The 14,815-nt window shown below is 30.1% G+C and carries 6 protein-coding genes; all 6 read right to left on the bottom strand.

The features are described from left to right. Positions 1–4,139: 4,139 nt before the first annotated feature. The 6 genes from RQ893_RS04805 to RQ893_RS04780 all read right to left on the bottom strand — a co-directional run bounded on the left by RQ893_RS04805 (position 4,140) and on the right by RQ893_RS04780 (position 14,174). Positions 4,140–4,355, bottom strand: coding sequence for a hypothetical protein (locus RQ893_RS04805; protein ID WP_070558003.1), 216 nt, complete (start codon positions 4,353–4,355; stop codon positions 4,140–4,142). 126 nt (positions 4,356–4,481) lie between these two features. Next, a complete protein-coding gene (locus RQ893_RS04800; protein ID WP_101560579.1) occupies positions 4,482–4,946 on the bottom strand; it encodes a hypothetical protein in 465 nt (154 codons plus the stop codon). A gap of 258 nt (positions 4,947–5,204) precedes the next feature. Continuing rightward, entirely contained in the window at positions 5,205–6,770 is a 1,566-nt protein-coding gene (locus RQ893_RS04795; RefSeq protein ID WP_311481913.1) for a helix-turn-helix domain-containing protein, read from the bottom strand. 4,773 nt (positions 6,771–11,543) lie between these two features. After that, on the bottom strand, positions 11,544–11,759 hold the full coding sequence (locus tag RQ893_RS04790; RefSeq protein WP_070558003.1) for a hypothetical protein: 216 nt from the start codon (positions 11,757–11,759) through the stop codon (positions 11,544–11,546). Between the two features lie 126 nt (positions 11,760–11,885). Further along, positions 11,886–12,350: a hypothetical protein gene (locus RQ893_RS04785; protein ID WP_101560579.1), complete on the bottom strand. Its 465-nt coding sequence runs from the start codon at positions 12,348–12,350 to the stop codon at positions 11,886–11,888. A 258-nt stretch (positions 12,351–12,608) separates the two neighbouring features. Beyond that, positions 12,609–14,174: a helix-turn-helix domain-containing protein gene (locus RQ893_RS04780; RefSeq protein ID WP_311481913.1), complete on the bottom strand. Its 1,566-nt coding sequence runs from the start codon at positions 14,172–14,174 to the stop codon at positions 12,609–12,611. Positions 14,175–14,815: the final 641 nt, after the last annotated feature.

Raw genomic sequence — 14,815 nt, 5'->3', positions numbered from 1 at the left:
CTATTATATTTCTTATTTTTTATAATATATTTAGCTAATTGCTTTTGCTAAAATTGTATATTTTAAAAAAAAAAACGCTTTCTTATAGAATTTGTTTATGCTACCCTACATGTAGTATTTATATAATACTACTTTCTTTTAGACTGGGTCTTACCTACCGACCAGCCCAGTCATTACTCCTCATACTATACAAGGACTTTTTTACTCTGTATGGAGATAAGAGCGCGGAGTTTCCGTGCTTTTTTATTTATGAAATACTCTAGACACTAAACAATAAATTATATGAAGTCCGCTCACCTATATTTTTTAGAATTTTCTTATTAGTAAAATATCTTAGATGAATAATTTTTTTATTTCTCTAATATTATTCATAATTTATAGATTTTAATAGATATATTTGCTAGGATGACATTATGAGGTTTATAGCAAGCATTAGCTTGATAAGATTTGAATGGTTAAAACTCCTTTTATGAAATATAGGTGTCACAGGCATTCCGCCTGTAATGGGGATAAATAATTTGATATTACAGCAGACATCATTATCATTTTTTAACCTTTCATAAAATCTTCCTCAAAACATCCCTTATAATTAAGGGGTGTTTTTTTCTGGAAGTAAACTTCTACAAAATTATTTGAGCATCGAAAATCAAAATATAGATGTTTCTTAGCGTACGGGAAGTTTTACTATATACGATAACTAAATAAACTATGTTATAGTATAATTAACTTAGTATTTTATAAAAATACTATTTTAGCTCCATTCTGCTGGTGTTCTATACACCAGCTTTCTCCCTTATTAGCGGGACAAATATATATCCTATATAGAAACGCGGGAAAGCTATAGTTGCCTCTTATGCGCTGATACTCCAAAGCAAGGACTTTAACATTCGGCGCAAAAGTTAAAATATAGCTCTCCCGTGCTTTTTATTATTCTTCTTTTTGGATAAAAAGGAATGGACTAATCATCCATTCCTTTTTGCGTTGCCCATATAAGAGCTCTTCTATTCATTTATTATAACAAATTGCTAGCCTCAACCTGTTACGATATTTTGGAACGAATTGGTTAGACAAACTTATTATCCCTCATACTATTATTATATTAACTTGTTCTTACAACAAGTTAATAATCGTACAACAATTGATTTATCGCCTAAAAATTACATAATTAAGGGATAAAGGAGAGGTTATGGGATGAGAAATTTTGATTATTCACTATTAAAAGAAAAAAGTGGAATGGTGACATTTTAAATTATCTTTCTCAAATCGGGAAATATAAAGGTAGATCGACGTTTTACGAAAAAAATAAACTAATTCGATAAAATATGTGTACCTAGTTTCCAAGAAGGTTAGCTAAATGTAAAAAAGTCCACGTTTGAAACCAACATAGGACTTTAGTTTTCTCACGAATAGCTCTCTTCAAAATTACTATAACAAAGTTCTTTTTTTATTATGTTCCGAAACAGAAAAGCACGGAAAATTTCCGTGCTTTTCCTCCCCTTTGAGATAAAAAGGAGAGACTAGTCTCATTGTCGGGAAGACTCAGTCTTTAGAGAAAGTAATTAAAAATTACTACAAAGAGTATACCATAATTTTCTCCCTTTTCGTGTTCTACTGCCTAACGTGGCTACTATCCCGGAAAGAGGCGTTTGCTATATTAAACGAACTTCTTACACTCCGCACACTTATTATATTATAAAGATTTTCTTAGTAAGCGCTCTTAAAATGACTTATATCGTGGTATTTTTGCGATTTAAGCGCTTTTATTCTTGTATATATAGATATATACAAGTGGCTTCCAAAACCATAATTATATGCATTTTAATCGCTTGTATTCCTTTTACTAAACTTTCTAATCATAATAATAATTTCCTTCAGCAAAATCTCTTACTTGATTTTCTAACTCCATAAGCTCTTTATAAAACGTAGATTATTTTTTCATAGAGTTTCTCTATTTATTTTTCACTTTCTCGATAGTCTTCTAAATTATAAAAGGCGAAATCTAAAATAATATTTTGATAATACTCATTTTCAAAAAATATTGCGTGTCAGTTCTAGAGAAATTATTTTATTTTTTACTTCCGTTTTTCTTCTTTACCTTTTAATTTTTTTATTTTTTATTACCAGTCTTTTTTAGTTTAGGCAAGATATTTTTCTCGATTAATTCCTAAGAGATCTGCAATTTCTTTTGTCGTATTTTTAATTCTTCATTTTCTTTTTTATTTGATTCATCTCTTGTTGAACTTCATGTAACGATTTTTATTGTTGCGTCTTTAGAAATTTTCCATGCCTTTATTTTTCTTTTAACGCTTTTATATATTCCGAAACTTTCTTTTAGATAAAAATTTTGGTCTTCTTGAAATACTTTGCTAAAAATTATTTTTAAGACAGAAAATTCTTTGATCCTTATTTCTTTTAAATTTTTGACAGCGAAAAGTCTTTATGAATAAAAAATAAGTTCATTTGACCATGTGTTAGAGAATTTCTCTAACAAGATTTAAATATATATATTGACTGTACTCCCGACTCATCCAAACTCTAAAGATTTGTTTTTGAATCTGCAACGGGGTATAATGTTTTTACTTAACATAAACAATCCTACAAAACAACGTCTTTTCTCGACGTTGTTTTGTTTTATAGCTAAAACTGAGTCCTTACTCAATTAGAATAATTTTTTCGCTAAAATTTATTTGTGTTTTCAAAAAATCTTCCATTTCTGGTAACCATTTGCTTATAATTAGAGTTAGTAGTTTTTTACTACTTTCTCTTAGATTGATTGGGCACTCCCTACCGATCAGCCCAATCTCTCTTCCTCATGCCAACAAAGACATAGAGACCGTATGAGGATATAGGCACGGAATTTCTCCGTGCTTTTTTTCAAGGTAATAACTAAATTGGGGTTGTGTTATAATATTTTTTAAGAGAACACCAAAACGCCACGTTCTGAACCAACGTGGCGTTTTTTGCGTGCTTTTCTAATCCAAACCATGCAATAAATAACTGAATTATGGTATACTAAAACTACAAAGAGGTAGATCATGTGATCACCAAAAAGCCCCACGTTCTGAACCAACGTGGGGCTTTTTTTGCGTGACCAACGCTCAAGGCTAGTCGTCTATTTGTCCTCGCCGTCTAGCCATTTGCAAATGTAGTAGCTTATTACATTTGCCGTAACGGCAAGTAAGAGCTCAAAGAAGTAGATCATGTGAATCACCCCTTTCGCAAATAAATTTGCGTCAGAGACGACTTGATTAGTATAACATGATAATTCAAGATAAAATATGCTACAATGGTTTTAGTGTCTTATAAAAATCTTTTTTCTACATAGAGTCACTGGTGCTCTCATTCATCGGTTTTTTTCTCCTATAGCGAAACTAAGTTCGAAATATAGGAATACTTTACAGAAGTACGGAAAATTTCCGTGCTTTTTTATTAGAAAATCTTTTTTACTAAGTCAATATTGTTATAAATTTCATAGCGAAAAAGAAATTTAGTTAGGAAGTTGCTTGAAATATTGAAAGAGCATAAGGAATCCTTGATAGCAAAAGCTGGTACTAAAGCACCTAGATTTTGCTTACTTTGGCTGAGCCAAAGGGATTCTTTTTTACATAATTTATACAGACAAGTGATAGCGATTTTTCAAAAATATACAGTCTTTATACATACACAGAAAGCTTGATATAACAATACTATACATAAATTTATACGCGCTTATTACATACAAATTAAGTACTAAACAGATACGTTTTCTGTATTAAATACATACAGATTATTCAGTAAATTTTAGGCAATTTCCTTATATTTTTGTCGATTTCAGAAGTATGACAAGTGATAGCAATTTCAAAATTTTGTCCTACTTTTGGCAACTTCAAAATGCTGATATAACAATGTTTTAATAGCTAAATTTTTATTTGTAGGACAATATGCTTTAAAAAGTAGTACAGTTTTTTAAAGCATATTTAGTCAATTTTTTACAAATTTCAATCTTTTCTTTATTCCACAACTACATGATTTATGACTTAATAATAACGGCAAATGAGTTCTGAAAATTTTATTTAAACTCATTATTTTTCGACTTGGGTTCAGGGATTTCCCTAACAAGATTTCATTTTACCCGTTCCTTATTTTCTTTCTCAAATTTATTATTTCAAATTATTTCGATAAACATATTTAATTTGTTCAAAATATTGATTCATATCTAATTCATGAGAAAAAAATTTCTCGTCTTCTTTTCCTTGAAAAAATTCTTCACGATAAGTTTTTCTATCAAGATTTTTTTCCAATCTTGTAAATATTTTTTGTAAGACCGGCAAAAAAACATCGACAATTTTTTTATTCTTGTTGAAATAGTTCTTCAAAAATATTCGCCTACATTTTTTTGATATTGCTTTCAAAGTCAGTTACTTCTAGCCCAAATTCTTTTTCTCTTTGTTAATACACTTCAAGATATCTACAGAACTCCTTCTAGCTTTAATTACACGAAATTATTTTCTCCAAAAACGACTCCAAAAGCTCTTAGTTTCATTTTCAGTCTTTACTGAGGAGCTTTCTGAGGCATTTTCAGAAGTTTCAGCCATATAATCATCCTTTAATGGCTCTTTCTCAATCTTAAAAAGTGATTCTTGTAAACTTAACGTCAGCTGTTGTTGCTGATCCGCTAATTTAGTCACTGATTTCATAGCTGAACTCAACTGATCCTGTAAAGTATCGACTTGTTTATTTAAACTAGAAATTTGCTCATCTTTAGCTTGTATAAGTTTTTGAGTTATCTCCTCATTTTTTAAATTAAACTCTAAGTTCGTAAATTCTCTTTCATCATCGTCTTTTTCTTCTTCCAATATTTTTTGACGTACATATTGGCCAACCGACAACCCCTTTTCGTCAGCTTCCTTTTTTAATATCGCATACTTTTCTTCGTTGATTTTAAAGCTAACTACTTTACCTGACATACTTCCTCCTGGTAAATCTAAATATTTTAGCATATAAACAAATCAGAGATTTATGTATATGTAGATTTAGATAGACTTAGGTAGACTTAGTTTACTTCTTTTATTCTAAGGCCTTAATATATAAAAAATATATTTGAACAACAAGTAGACTTAGGTATACCTATTTTACAAAATAATATACTAATAACCTTAGTATATCAGTATATCAGTCATATATTAAAAACAATAGGTATACTTAAGTATACCTATAAAGTTGTTCTATAAACCATATTTCTTTTTATATTTATATACCGTAGTACGACTTATACCTAATTGTTTAGCAATTTCGCTTACATTTTTTTTAGGATATTTTTTAATATAACTAATCACCAAATCTTCTTTATTCGACCCTCGATCATTTTTTACTTCTTCCGAATTTATATACTTATAAACAGTGGCTCGAGTCACTCCTAAATCTTTAGCAATTTCACTCACACTATTTTTTTTTGAAGCTTCTTTAATAAAAACGCGAACTTCTTTTTCCTTTGTTGGTGCTCCTTGCTTATTTTGCCATCCACCTTCAGGATAAGAAACATTATCTCGAACAGCATTCATAAATTTAATATGTTCTTTCTGTTTTCGATAATTTCTACGATTACGTTCAATTCGTAAACCACTTTTACGTTCAATTTCAATAATTGAATACATAAAATTACATGGATCATAAGATTCGATTGCACTTTCAACATCTTCTGGTTTAAAAATATCTGTTCCATTAGGCTTTCGCTTTAATTCAGGATATTTTCCCCAACAATCTTCCGAAAATTCTTCTTTACTAATACCACATTTTACCGCATAAACTCCTAATAAATATAAATACCAGTATCGATGTCCACCCACAATATCTAAAGATTGTTTCTTCCACCAATCATAAACAGCTCGATTGATTTGCCAACGTTTTGGCAAATTTTCTCCTTTTAAAATCCTCCGTTCAAACCAATCCGGATATTGTAATCGTGCTTCTTCTAAAGTCATTTTACTTGGTGTAAAAAGCTTATCCAAATCAACTCTTTGCTCTTCCTTTACATAAGAATTTAAATAATCAACAGACACCCTATCGCCTACTTGAAAAGCTCTTACATGTAAATTTTCACCATACTTCGGATTAATTGATCCAACCATTCGAAAGCCTTGAGCAATTGATTGATATTGAACTACCTCATCTTTTGAAGTAATCGTTGGATTCCAAGCTTTATAAGTTAAACCATACTTCAACTCCTTAAATTGCTGTTTCAAATAAGGAAATAGATCGACTGGTTGATCAAGTACATAGTAAATATGTATCCCGGTACCACTAGTTACAAGAAAAGTTGGACGAGGAATAGCTCCAAAATAGCCTGGAGTATTATCAAAACTGTCAATTAGATTTTTTAATTCATTTAAACTAACACTATCTAAATCAATAATAATTGCATTTAGCTCTCTAGCATTCAATAAAGTATTAGCTTTTCCACGATAAGACAAGCCACTACACAAAGTATGATGATTATCATAAATATAATTTTCAAAATCTTCTTCCCAAGTATCATCTAACATAATTCTTCTTCGATAAGTTTTTTCAGAATTATCTTCATCGTGATACAAATAAACAGCATTTGCTTTCCAATGATTCTTATCAGTATTATATTCTCCAGTTTTTTGATTATTAGGAAAAATATATCGATAAAAATCCTCCCCCTCCACCTCATCATAATTAGTCGTTAAATACCAAATAAGTTCATCATAATTGCTTCCTGGATTCTCAATATATGACACCACTCTCACCTCATTTATTTTAAATAACACTAACTAAATATTTTCTATAACTGATACTTCATAAGATAATAACGCTAATTTATGGCACTCACTACAACCATACTCTTCTTAAGCAAAGAAGGGGAAGAATAGACTATATGGGACGTATATTATCAATGAAGTTATTATACATTATTTGAACACTGTTTACTAAGGTATACTTTTCTTAAGTTTCTTAAGAGTAAAATAGGTATATGGGACGTATATTATCAATACAGTTATTTTACATTATTTAAACACTCGATTACCTATTATAATTTATGACTTAAAAAAGGTTTATTACAAATTTAATTTATGTTATTATTTTTTTGTACCTTTATAATAATACTTTCTTTTTTGTACAGGGAGTTCTTTAGAGGAAAAGGGAATTCCTTTGTCCATCTCCTCGACCTTATACTGATAAACTAAGTAGCAAGGAAAAGACAAAGCTTTCGCGCTTACTTAGTTTGTAAGAGTAAGTTGTGTAAAAGGTGTACATGAAAGCAAGCTAACATGATAGCTAAAAAGCCCACGCTATTTAAGGCGTAGGCTTTTTAATTCTCACTCGCCTGTCTCTATAACAGGACGACTAGCTTTGAGCGTTGGTCGAGTAAAGAGGAACCACACTCAAAGCTATACGCATAGTCTATTATATTTCTTATTTTTTATAATATATTTAGCTAATTGCTTTTGCTAAAATTGTATATTTTAAAAAAAAAAACGCTTTCTTATAGAATTTGTTTATGCTACCCTACATGTAGTATTTATATAATACTACTTTCTTTTAGACTGGGTCTTACCTACCGACCAGCCCAGTCATTACTCCTCATACTATACAAGGACTTTTTTACTCTGTATGGAGATAAGAGCGCGGAGTTTCCGTGCTTTTTTATTTATGAAATACTCTAGACACTAAACAATAAATTATATGAAGTCCGCTCACCTATATTTTTTAGAATTTTCTTATTAGTAAAATATCTTAGATGAATAATTTTTTTATTTCTCTAATATTATTCATAATTTATAGATTTTAATAGATATATTTGCTAGGATGACATTATGAGGTTTATAGCAAGCATTAGCTTGATAAGATTTGAATGGTTAAAACTCCTTTTATGAAATATAGGTGTCACAGGCATTCCGCCTGTAATGGGGATAAATAATTTGATATTACAGCAGACATCATTATCATTTTTTAACCTTTCATAAAATCTTCCTCAAAACATCCCTTATAATTAAGGGGTGTTTTTTTCTGGAAGTAAACTTCTACAAAATTATTTGAGCATCGAAAATCAAAATATAGATGTTTCTTAGCGTACGGGAAGTTTTACTATATACGATAACTAAATAAACTATGTTATAGTATAATTAACTTAGTATTTTATAAAAATACTATTTTAGCTCCATTCTGCTGGTGTTCTATACACCAGCTTTCTCCCTTATTAGCGGGACAAATATATATCCTATATAGAAACGCGGGAAAGCTATAGTTGCCTCTTATGCGCTGATACTCCAAAGCAAGGACTTTAACATTCGGCGCAAAAGTTAAAATATAGCTCTCCCGTGCTTTTTATTATTCTTCTTTTTGGATAAAAAGGAATGGACTAATCATCCATTCCTTTTTGCGTTGCCCATATAAGAGCTCTTCTATTCATTTATTATAACAAATTGCTAGCCTCAACCTGTTACGATATTTTGGAACGAATTGGTTAGACAAACTTATTATCCCTCATACTATTATTATATTAACTTGTTCTTACAACAAGTTAATAATCGTACAACAATTGATTTATCGCCTAAAAATTACATAATTAAGGGATAAAGGAGAGGTTATGGGATGAGAAATTTTGATTATTCACTATTAAAAGAAAAAAGTGGAATGGTGACATTTTAAATTATCTTTCTCAAATCGGGAAATATAAAGGTAGATCGACGTTTTACGAAAAAAATAAACTAATTCGATAAAATATGTGTACCTAGTTTCCAAGAAGGTTAGCTAAATGTAAAAAAGTCCACGTTTGAAACCAACATAGGACTTTAGTTTTCTCACGAATAGCTCTCTTCAAAATTACTATAACAAAGTTCTTTTTTTATTATGTTCCGAAACAGAAAAGCACGGAAAATTTCCGTGCTTTTCCTCCCCTTTGAGATAAAAAGGAGAGACTAGTCTCATTGTCGGGAAGACTCAGTCTTTAGAGAAAGTAATTAAAAATTACTACAAAGAGTATACCATAATTTTCTCCCTTTTCGTGTTCTACTGCCTAACGTGGCTACTATCCCGGAAAGAGGCGTTTGCTATATTAAACGAACTTCTTACACTCCGCACACTTATTATATTATAAAGATTTTCTTAGTAAGCGCTCTTAAAATGACTTATATCGTGGTATTTTTGCGATTTAAGCGCTTTTATTCTTGTATATATAGATATATACAAGTGGCTTCCAAAACCATAATTATATGCATTTTAATCGCTTGTATTCCTTTTACTAAACTTTCTAATCATAATAATAATTTCCTTCAGCAAAATCTCTTACTTGATTTTCTAACTCCATAAGCTCTTTATAAAACGTAGATTATTTTTTCATAGAGTTTCTCTATTTATTTTTCACTTTCTCGATAGTCTTCTAAATTATAAAAGGCGAAATCTAAAATAATATTTTGATAATACTCATTTTCAAAAAATATTGCGTGTCAGTTCTAGAGAAATTATTTTATTTTTTACTTCCGTTTTTCTTCTTTACCTTTTAATTTTTTTATTTTTTATTACCAGTCTTTTTTAGTTTAGGCAAGATATTTTTCTCGATTAATTCCTAAGAGATCTGCAATTTCTTTTGTCGTATTTTTAATTCTTCATTTTCTTTTTTATTTGATTCATCTCTTGTTGAACTTCATGTAACGATTTTTATTGTTGCGTCTTTAGAAATTTTCCATGCCTTTATTTTTCTTTTAACGCTTTTATATATTCCGAAACTTTCTTTTAGATAAAAATTTTGGTCTTCTTGAAATACTTTGCTAAAAATTATTTTTAAGACAGAAAATTCTTTGATCCTTATTTCTTTTAAATTTTTGACAGCGAAAAGTCTTTATGAATAAAAAATAAGTTCATTTGACCATGTGTTAGAGAATTTCTCTAACAAGATTTAAATATATATATTGACTGTACTCCCGACTCATCCAAACTCTAAAGATTTGTTTTTGAATCTGCAACGGGGTATAATGTTTTTACTTAACATAAACAATCCTACAAAACAACGTCTTTTCTCGACGTTGTTTTGTTTTATAGCTAAAACTGAGTCCTTACTCAATTAGAATAATTTTTTCGCTAAAATTTATTTGTGTTTTCAAAAAATCTTCCATTTCTGGTAACCATTTGCTTATAATTAGAGTTAGTAGTTTTTTACTACTTTCTCTTAGATTGATTGGGCACTCCCTACCGATCAGCCCAATCTCTCTTCCTCATGCCAACAAAGACATAGAGACCGTATGAGGATATAGGCACGGAATTTCTCCGTGCTTTTTTTCAAGGTAATAACTAAATTGGGGTTGTGTTATAATATTTTTTAAGAGAACACCAAAACGCCACGTTCTGAACCAACGTGGCGTTTTTTGCGTGCTTTTCTAATCCAAACCATGCAATAAATAACTGAATTATGGTATACTAAAACTACAAAGAGGTAGATCATGTGATCACCAAAAAGCCCCACGTTCTGAACCAACGTGGGGCTTTTTTTGCGTGACCAACGCTCAAGGCTAGTCGTCTATTTGTCCTCGCCGTCTAGCCATTTGCAAATGTAGTAGCTTATTACATTTGCCGTAACGGCAAGTAAGAGCTCAAAGAAGTAGATCATGTGAATCACCCCTTTCGCAAATAAATTTGCGTCAGAGACGACTTGATTAGTATAACATGATAATTCAAGATAAAATATGCTACAATGGTTTTAGTGTCTTATAAAAATCTTTTTTCTACATAGAGTCACTGGTGCTCTCATTCATCGGTTTTTTTCTCCTATAGCGAAACTAAGTTCGAAATATAGGAATACTTTACAGAAGTACGGAAAATTTCCGTGCTTTTTTATTAGAAAATCTTTTTTACTAAGTCAATATTGTTATAAATTTCATAGCGAAAAAGAAATTTAGTTAGGAAGTTGCTTGAAATATTGAAAGAGCATAAGGAATCCTTGATAGCAAAAGCTGGTACTAAAGCACCTAGATTTTGCTTACTTTGGCTGAGCCAAAGGGATTCTTTTTTACATAATTTATACAGACAAGTGATAGCGATTTTTCAAAAATATACAGTCTTTATACATACACAGAAAGCTTGATATAACAATACTATACATAAATTTATACGCGCTTATTACATACAAATTAAGTACTAAACAGATACGTTTTCTGTATTAAATACATACAGATTATTCAGTAAATTTTAGGCAATTTCCTTATATTTTTGTCGATTTCAGAAGTATGACAAGTGATAGCAATTTCAAAATTTTGTCCTACTTTTGGCAACTTCAAAATGCTGATATAACAATGTTTTAATAGCTAAATTTTTATTTGTAGGACAATATGCTTTAAAAAGTAGTACAGTTTTTTAAAGCATATTTAGTCAATTTTTTACAAATTTCAATCTTTTCTTTATTCCACAACTACATGATTTATGACTTAATAATAACGGCAAATGAGTTCTGAAAATTTTATTTAAACTCATTATTTTTCGACTTGGGTTCAGGGATTTCCCTAACAAGATTTCATTTTACCCGTTCCTTATTTTCTTTCTCAAATTTATTATTTCAAATTATTTCGATAAACATATTTAATTTGTTCAAAATATTGATTCATATCTAATTCATGAGAAAAAAATTTCTCGTCTTCTTTTCCTTGAAAAAATTCTTCACGATAAGTTTTTCTATCAAGATTTTTTTCCAATCTTGTAAATATTTTTTGTAAGACCGGCAAAAAAACATCGACAATTTTTTTATTCTTGTTGAAATAGTTCTTCAAAAATATTCGCCTACATTTTTTTGATATTGCTTTCAAAGTCAGTTACTTCTAGCCCAAATTCTTTTTCTCTTTGTTAATACACTTCAAGATATCTACAGAACTCCTTCTAGCTTTAATTACACGAAATTATTTTCTCCAAAAACGACTCCAAAAGCTCTTAGTTTCATTTTCAGTCTTTACTGAGGAGCTTTCTGAGGCATTTTCAGAAGTTTCAGCCATATAATCATCCTTTAATGGCTCTTTCTCAATCTTAAAAAGTGATTCTTGTAAACTTAACGTCAGCTGTTGTTGCTGATCCGCTAATTTAGTCACTGATTTCATAGCTGAACTCAACTGATCCTGTAAAGTATCGACTTGTTTATTTAAACTAGAAATTTGCTCATCTTTAGCTTGTATAAGTTTTTGAGTTATCTCCTCATTTTTTAAATTAAACTCTAAGTTCGTAAATTCTCTTTCATCATCGTCTTTTTCTTCTTCCAATATTTTTTGACGTACATATTGGCCAACCGACAACCCCTTTTCGTCAGCTTCCTTTTTTAATATCGCATACTTTTCTTCGTTGATTTTAAAGCTAACTACTTTACCTGACATACTTCCTCCTGGTAAATCTAAATATTTTAGCATATAAACAAATCAGAGATTTATGTATATGTAGATTTAGATAGACTTAGGTAGACTTAGTTTACTTCTTTTATTCTAAGGCCTTAATATATAAAAAATATATTTGAACAACAAGTAGACTTAGGTATACCTATTTTACAAAATAATATACTAATAACCTTAGTATATCAGTATATCAGTCATATATTAAAAACAATAGGTATACTTAAGTATACCTATAAAGTTGTTCTATAAACCATATTTCTTTTTATATTTATATACCGTAGTACGACTTATACCTAATTGTTTAGCAATTTCGCTTACATTTTTTTTAGGATATTTTTTAATATAACTAATCACCAAATCTTCTTTATTCGACCCTCGATCATTTTTTACTTCTTCCGAATTTATATACTTATAAACAGTGGCTCGAGTCACTCCTAAATCTTTAGCAATTTCACTCACACTATTTTTTTTTGAAGCTTCTTTAATAAAAACGCGAACTTCTTTTTCCTTTGTTGGTGCTCCTTGCTTATTTTGCCATCCACCTTCAGGATAAGAAACATTATCTCGAACAGCATTCATAAATTTAATATGTTCTTTCTGTTTTCGATAATTTCTACGATTACGTTCAATTCGTAAACCACTTTTACGTTCAATTTCAATAATTGAATACATAAAATTACATGGATCATAAGATTCGATTGCACTTTCAACATCTTCTGGTTTAAAAATATCTGTTCCATTAGGCTTTCGCTTTAATTCAGGATATTTTCCCCAACAATCTTCCGAAAATTCTTCTTTACTAATACCACATTTTACCGCATAAACTCCTAATAAATATAAATACCAGTATCGATGTCCACCCACAATATCTAAAGATTGTTTCTTCCACCAATCATAAACAGCTCGATTGATTTGCCAACGTTTTGGCAAATTTTCTCCTTTTAAAATCCTCCGTTCAAACCAATCCGGATATTGTAATCGTGCTTCTTCTAAAGTCATTTTACTTGGTGTAAAAAGCTTATCCAAATCAACTCTTTGCTCTTCCTTTACATAAGAATTTAAATAATCAACAGACACCCTATCGCCTACTTGAAAAGCTCTTACATGTAAATTTTCACCATACTTCGGATTAATTGATCCAACCATTCGAAAGCCTTGAGCAATTGATTGATATTGAACTACCTCATCTTTTGAAGTAATCGTTGGATTCCAAGCTTTATAAGTTAAACCATACTTCAACTCCTTAAATTGCTGTTTCAAATAAGGAAATAGATCGACTGGTTGATCAAGTACATAGTAAATATGTATCCCGGTACCACTAGTTACAAGAAAAGTTGGACGAGGAATAGCTCCAAAATAGCCTGGAGTATTATCAAAACTGTCAATTAGATTTTTTAATTCATTTAAACTAACACTATCTAAATCAATAATAATTGCATTTAGCTCTCTAGCATTCAATAAAGTATTAGCTTTTCCACGATAAGACAAGCCACTACACAAAGTATGATGATTATCATAAATATAATTTTCAAAATCTTCTTCCCAAGTATCATCTAACATAATTCTTCTTCGATAAGTTTTTTCAGAATTATCTTCATCGTGATACAAATAAACAGCATTTGCTTTCCAATGATTCTTATCAGTATTATATTCTCCAGTTTTTTGATTATTAGGAAAAATATATCGATAAAAATCCTCCCCCTCCACCTCATCATAATTAGTCGTTAAATACCAAATAAGTTCATCATAATTGCTTCCTGGATTCTCAATATATGACACCACTCTCACCTCATTTATTTTAAATAACACTAACTAAATATTTTCTATAACTGATACTTCATAAGATAATAACGCTAATTTATGGCACTCACTACAACCATACTCTTCTTAAGCAAAGAAGGGGAAGAATAGACTATATGGGACGTATATTATCAATGAAGTTATTATACATTATTTGAACACTGTTTACTAAGGTATACTTTTCTTAAGTTTCTTAAGAGTAAAATAGGTATATGGGACGTATATTATCAATACAGTTATTTTACATTATTTAAACACTCGATTACCTATTATAATTTATGACTTAAAAAAGGTTTATTACAAATTTAATTTATGTTATTATTTTTTTGTACCTTTATAATAATACTTTCTTTTTTGTACAGGGAGTTCTTTAGAGGAAAAGGGAATTCCTTTGTCCATCTCCTCGACCTTATACTGATAAACTAAGTAGCAAGGAAAAGACAAAGCTTTCGCGCTTACTTAGTTTGTAAGAGTAAGTTGTGTAAAAGGTGTACATGAAAGCAAGCTAACATGATAGCTAAAAAGCCCACGCTATTTAAGGCGTAGGCTTTTTAATTCTCACTCGCCTGTCTCTATAACAGGACGACTAGCTTTGAGCGTTGGTCGAGTAAAGAGGAACCACACTCAAAGCTATACGCATAGTCTATCAC

The sequence above is a fragment of the uncultured Anaerococcus sp. genome (genome assembly GCF_963510915.1).
Classification (GTDB): Bacteria; Bacillota; Clostridia; order Tissierellales; family Peptoniphilaceae; genus Anaerococcus.
This window is presented reverse-complemented; position numbering and strand designations above follow the sequence as displayed.

Excerpts from the sequence above, each read along its gene's own strand:
- RQ893_RS04785 (WP_101560579.1), bottom strand. The coding sequence starts at position 12,350 with ATGTCAGGTAAAGTAGTTAGCTTTAAAATCAACGAAGAAAAGTATGCG.
- RQ893_RS04800 (WP_101560579.1), bottom strand. The coding sequence starts at position 4,946 with ATGTCAGGTAAAGTAGTTAGCTTTAAAATCAACGAAGAAAAGTATGCG.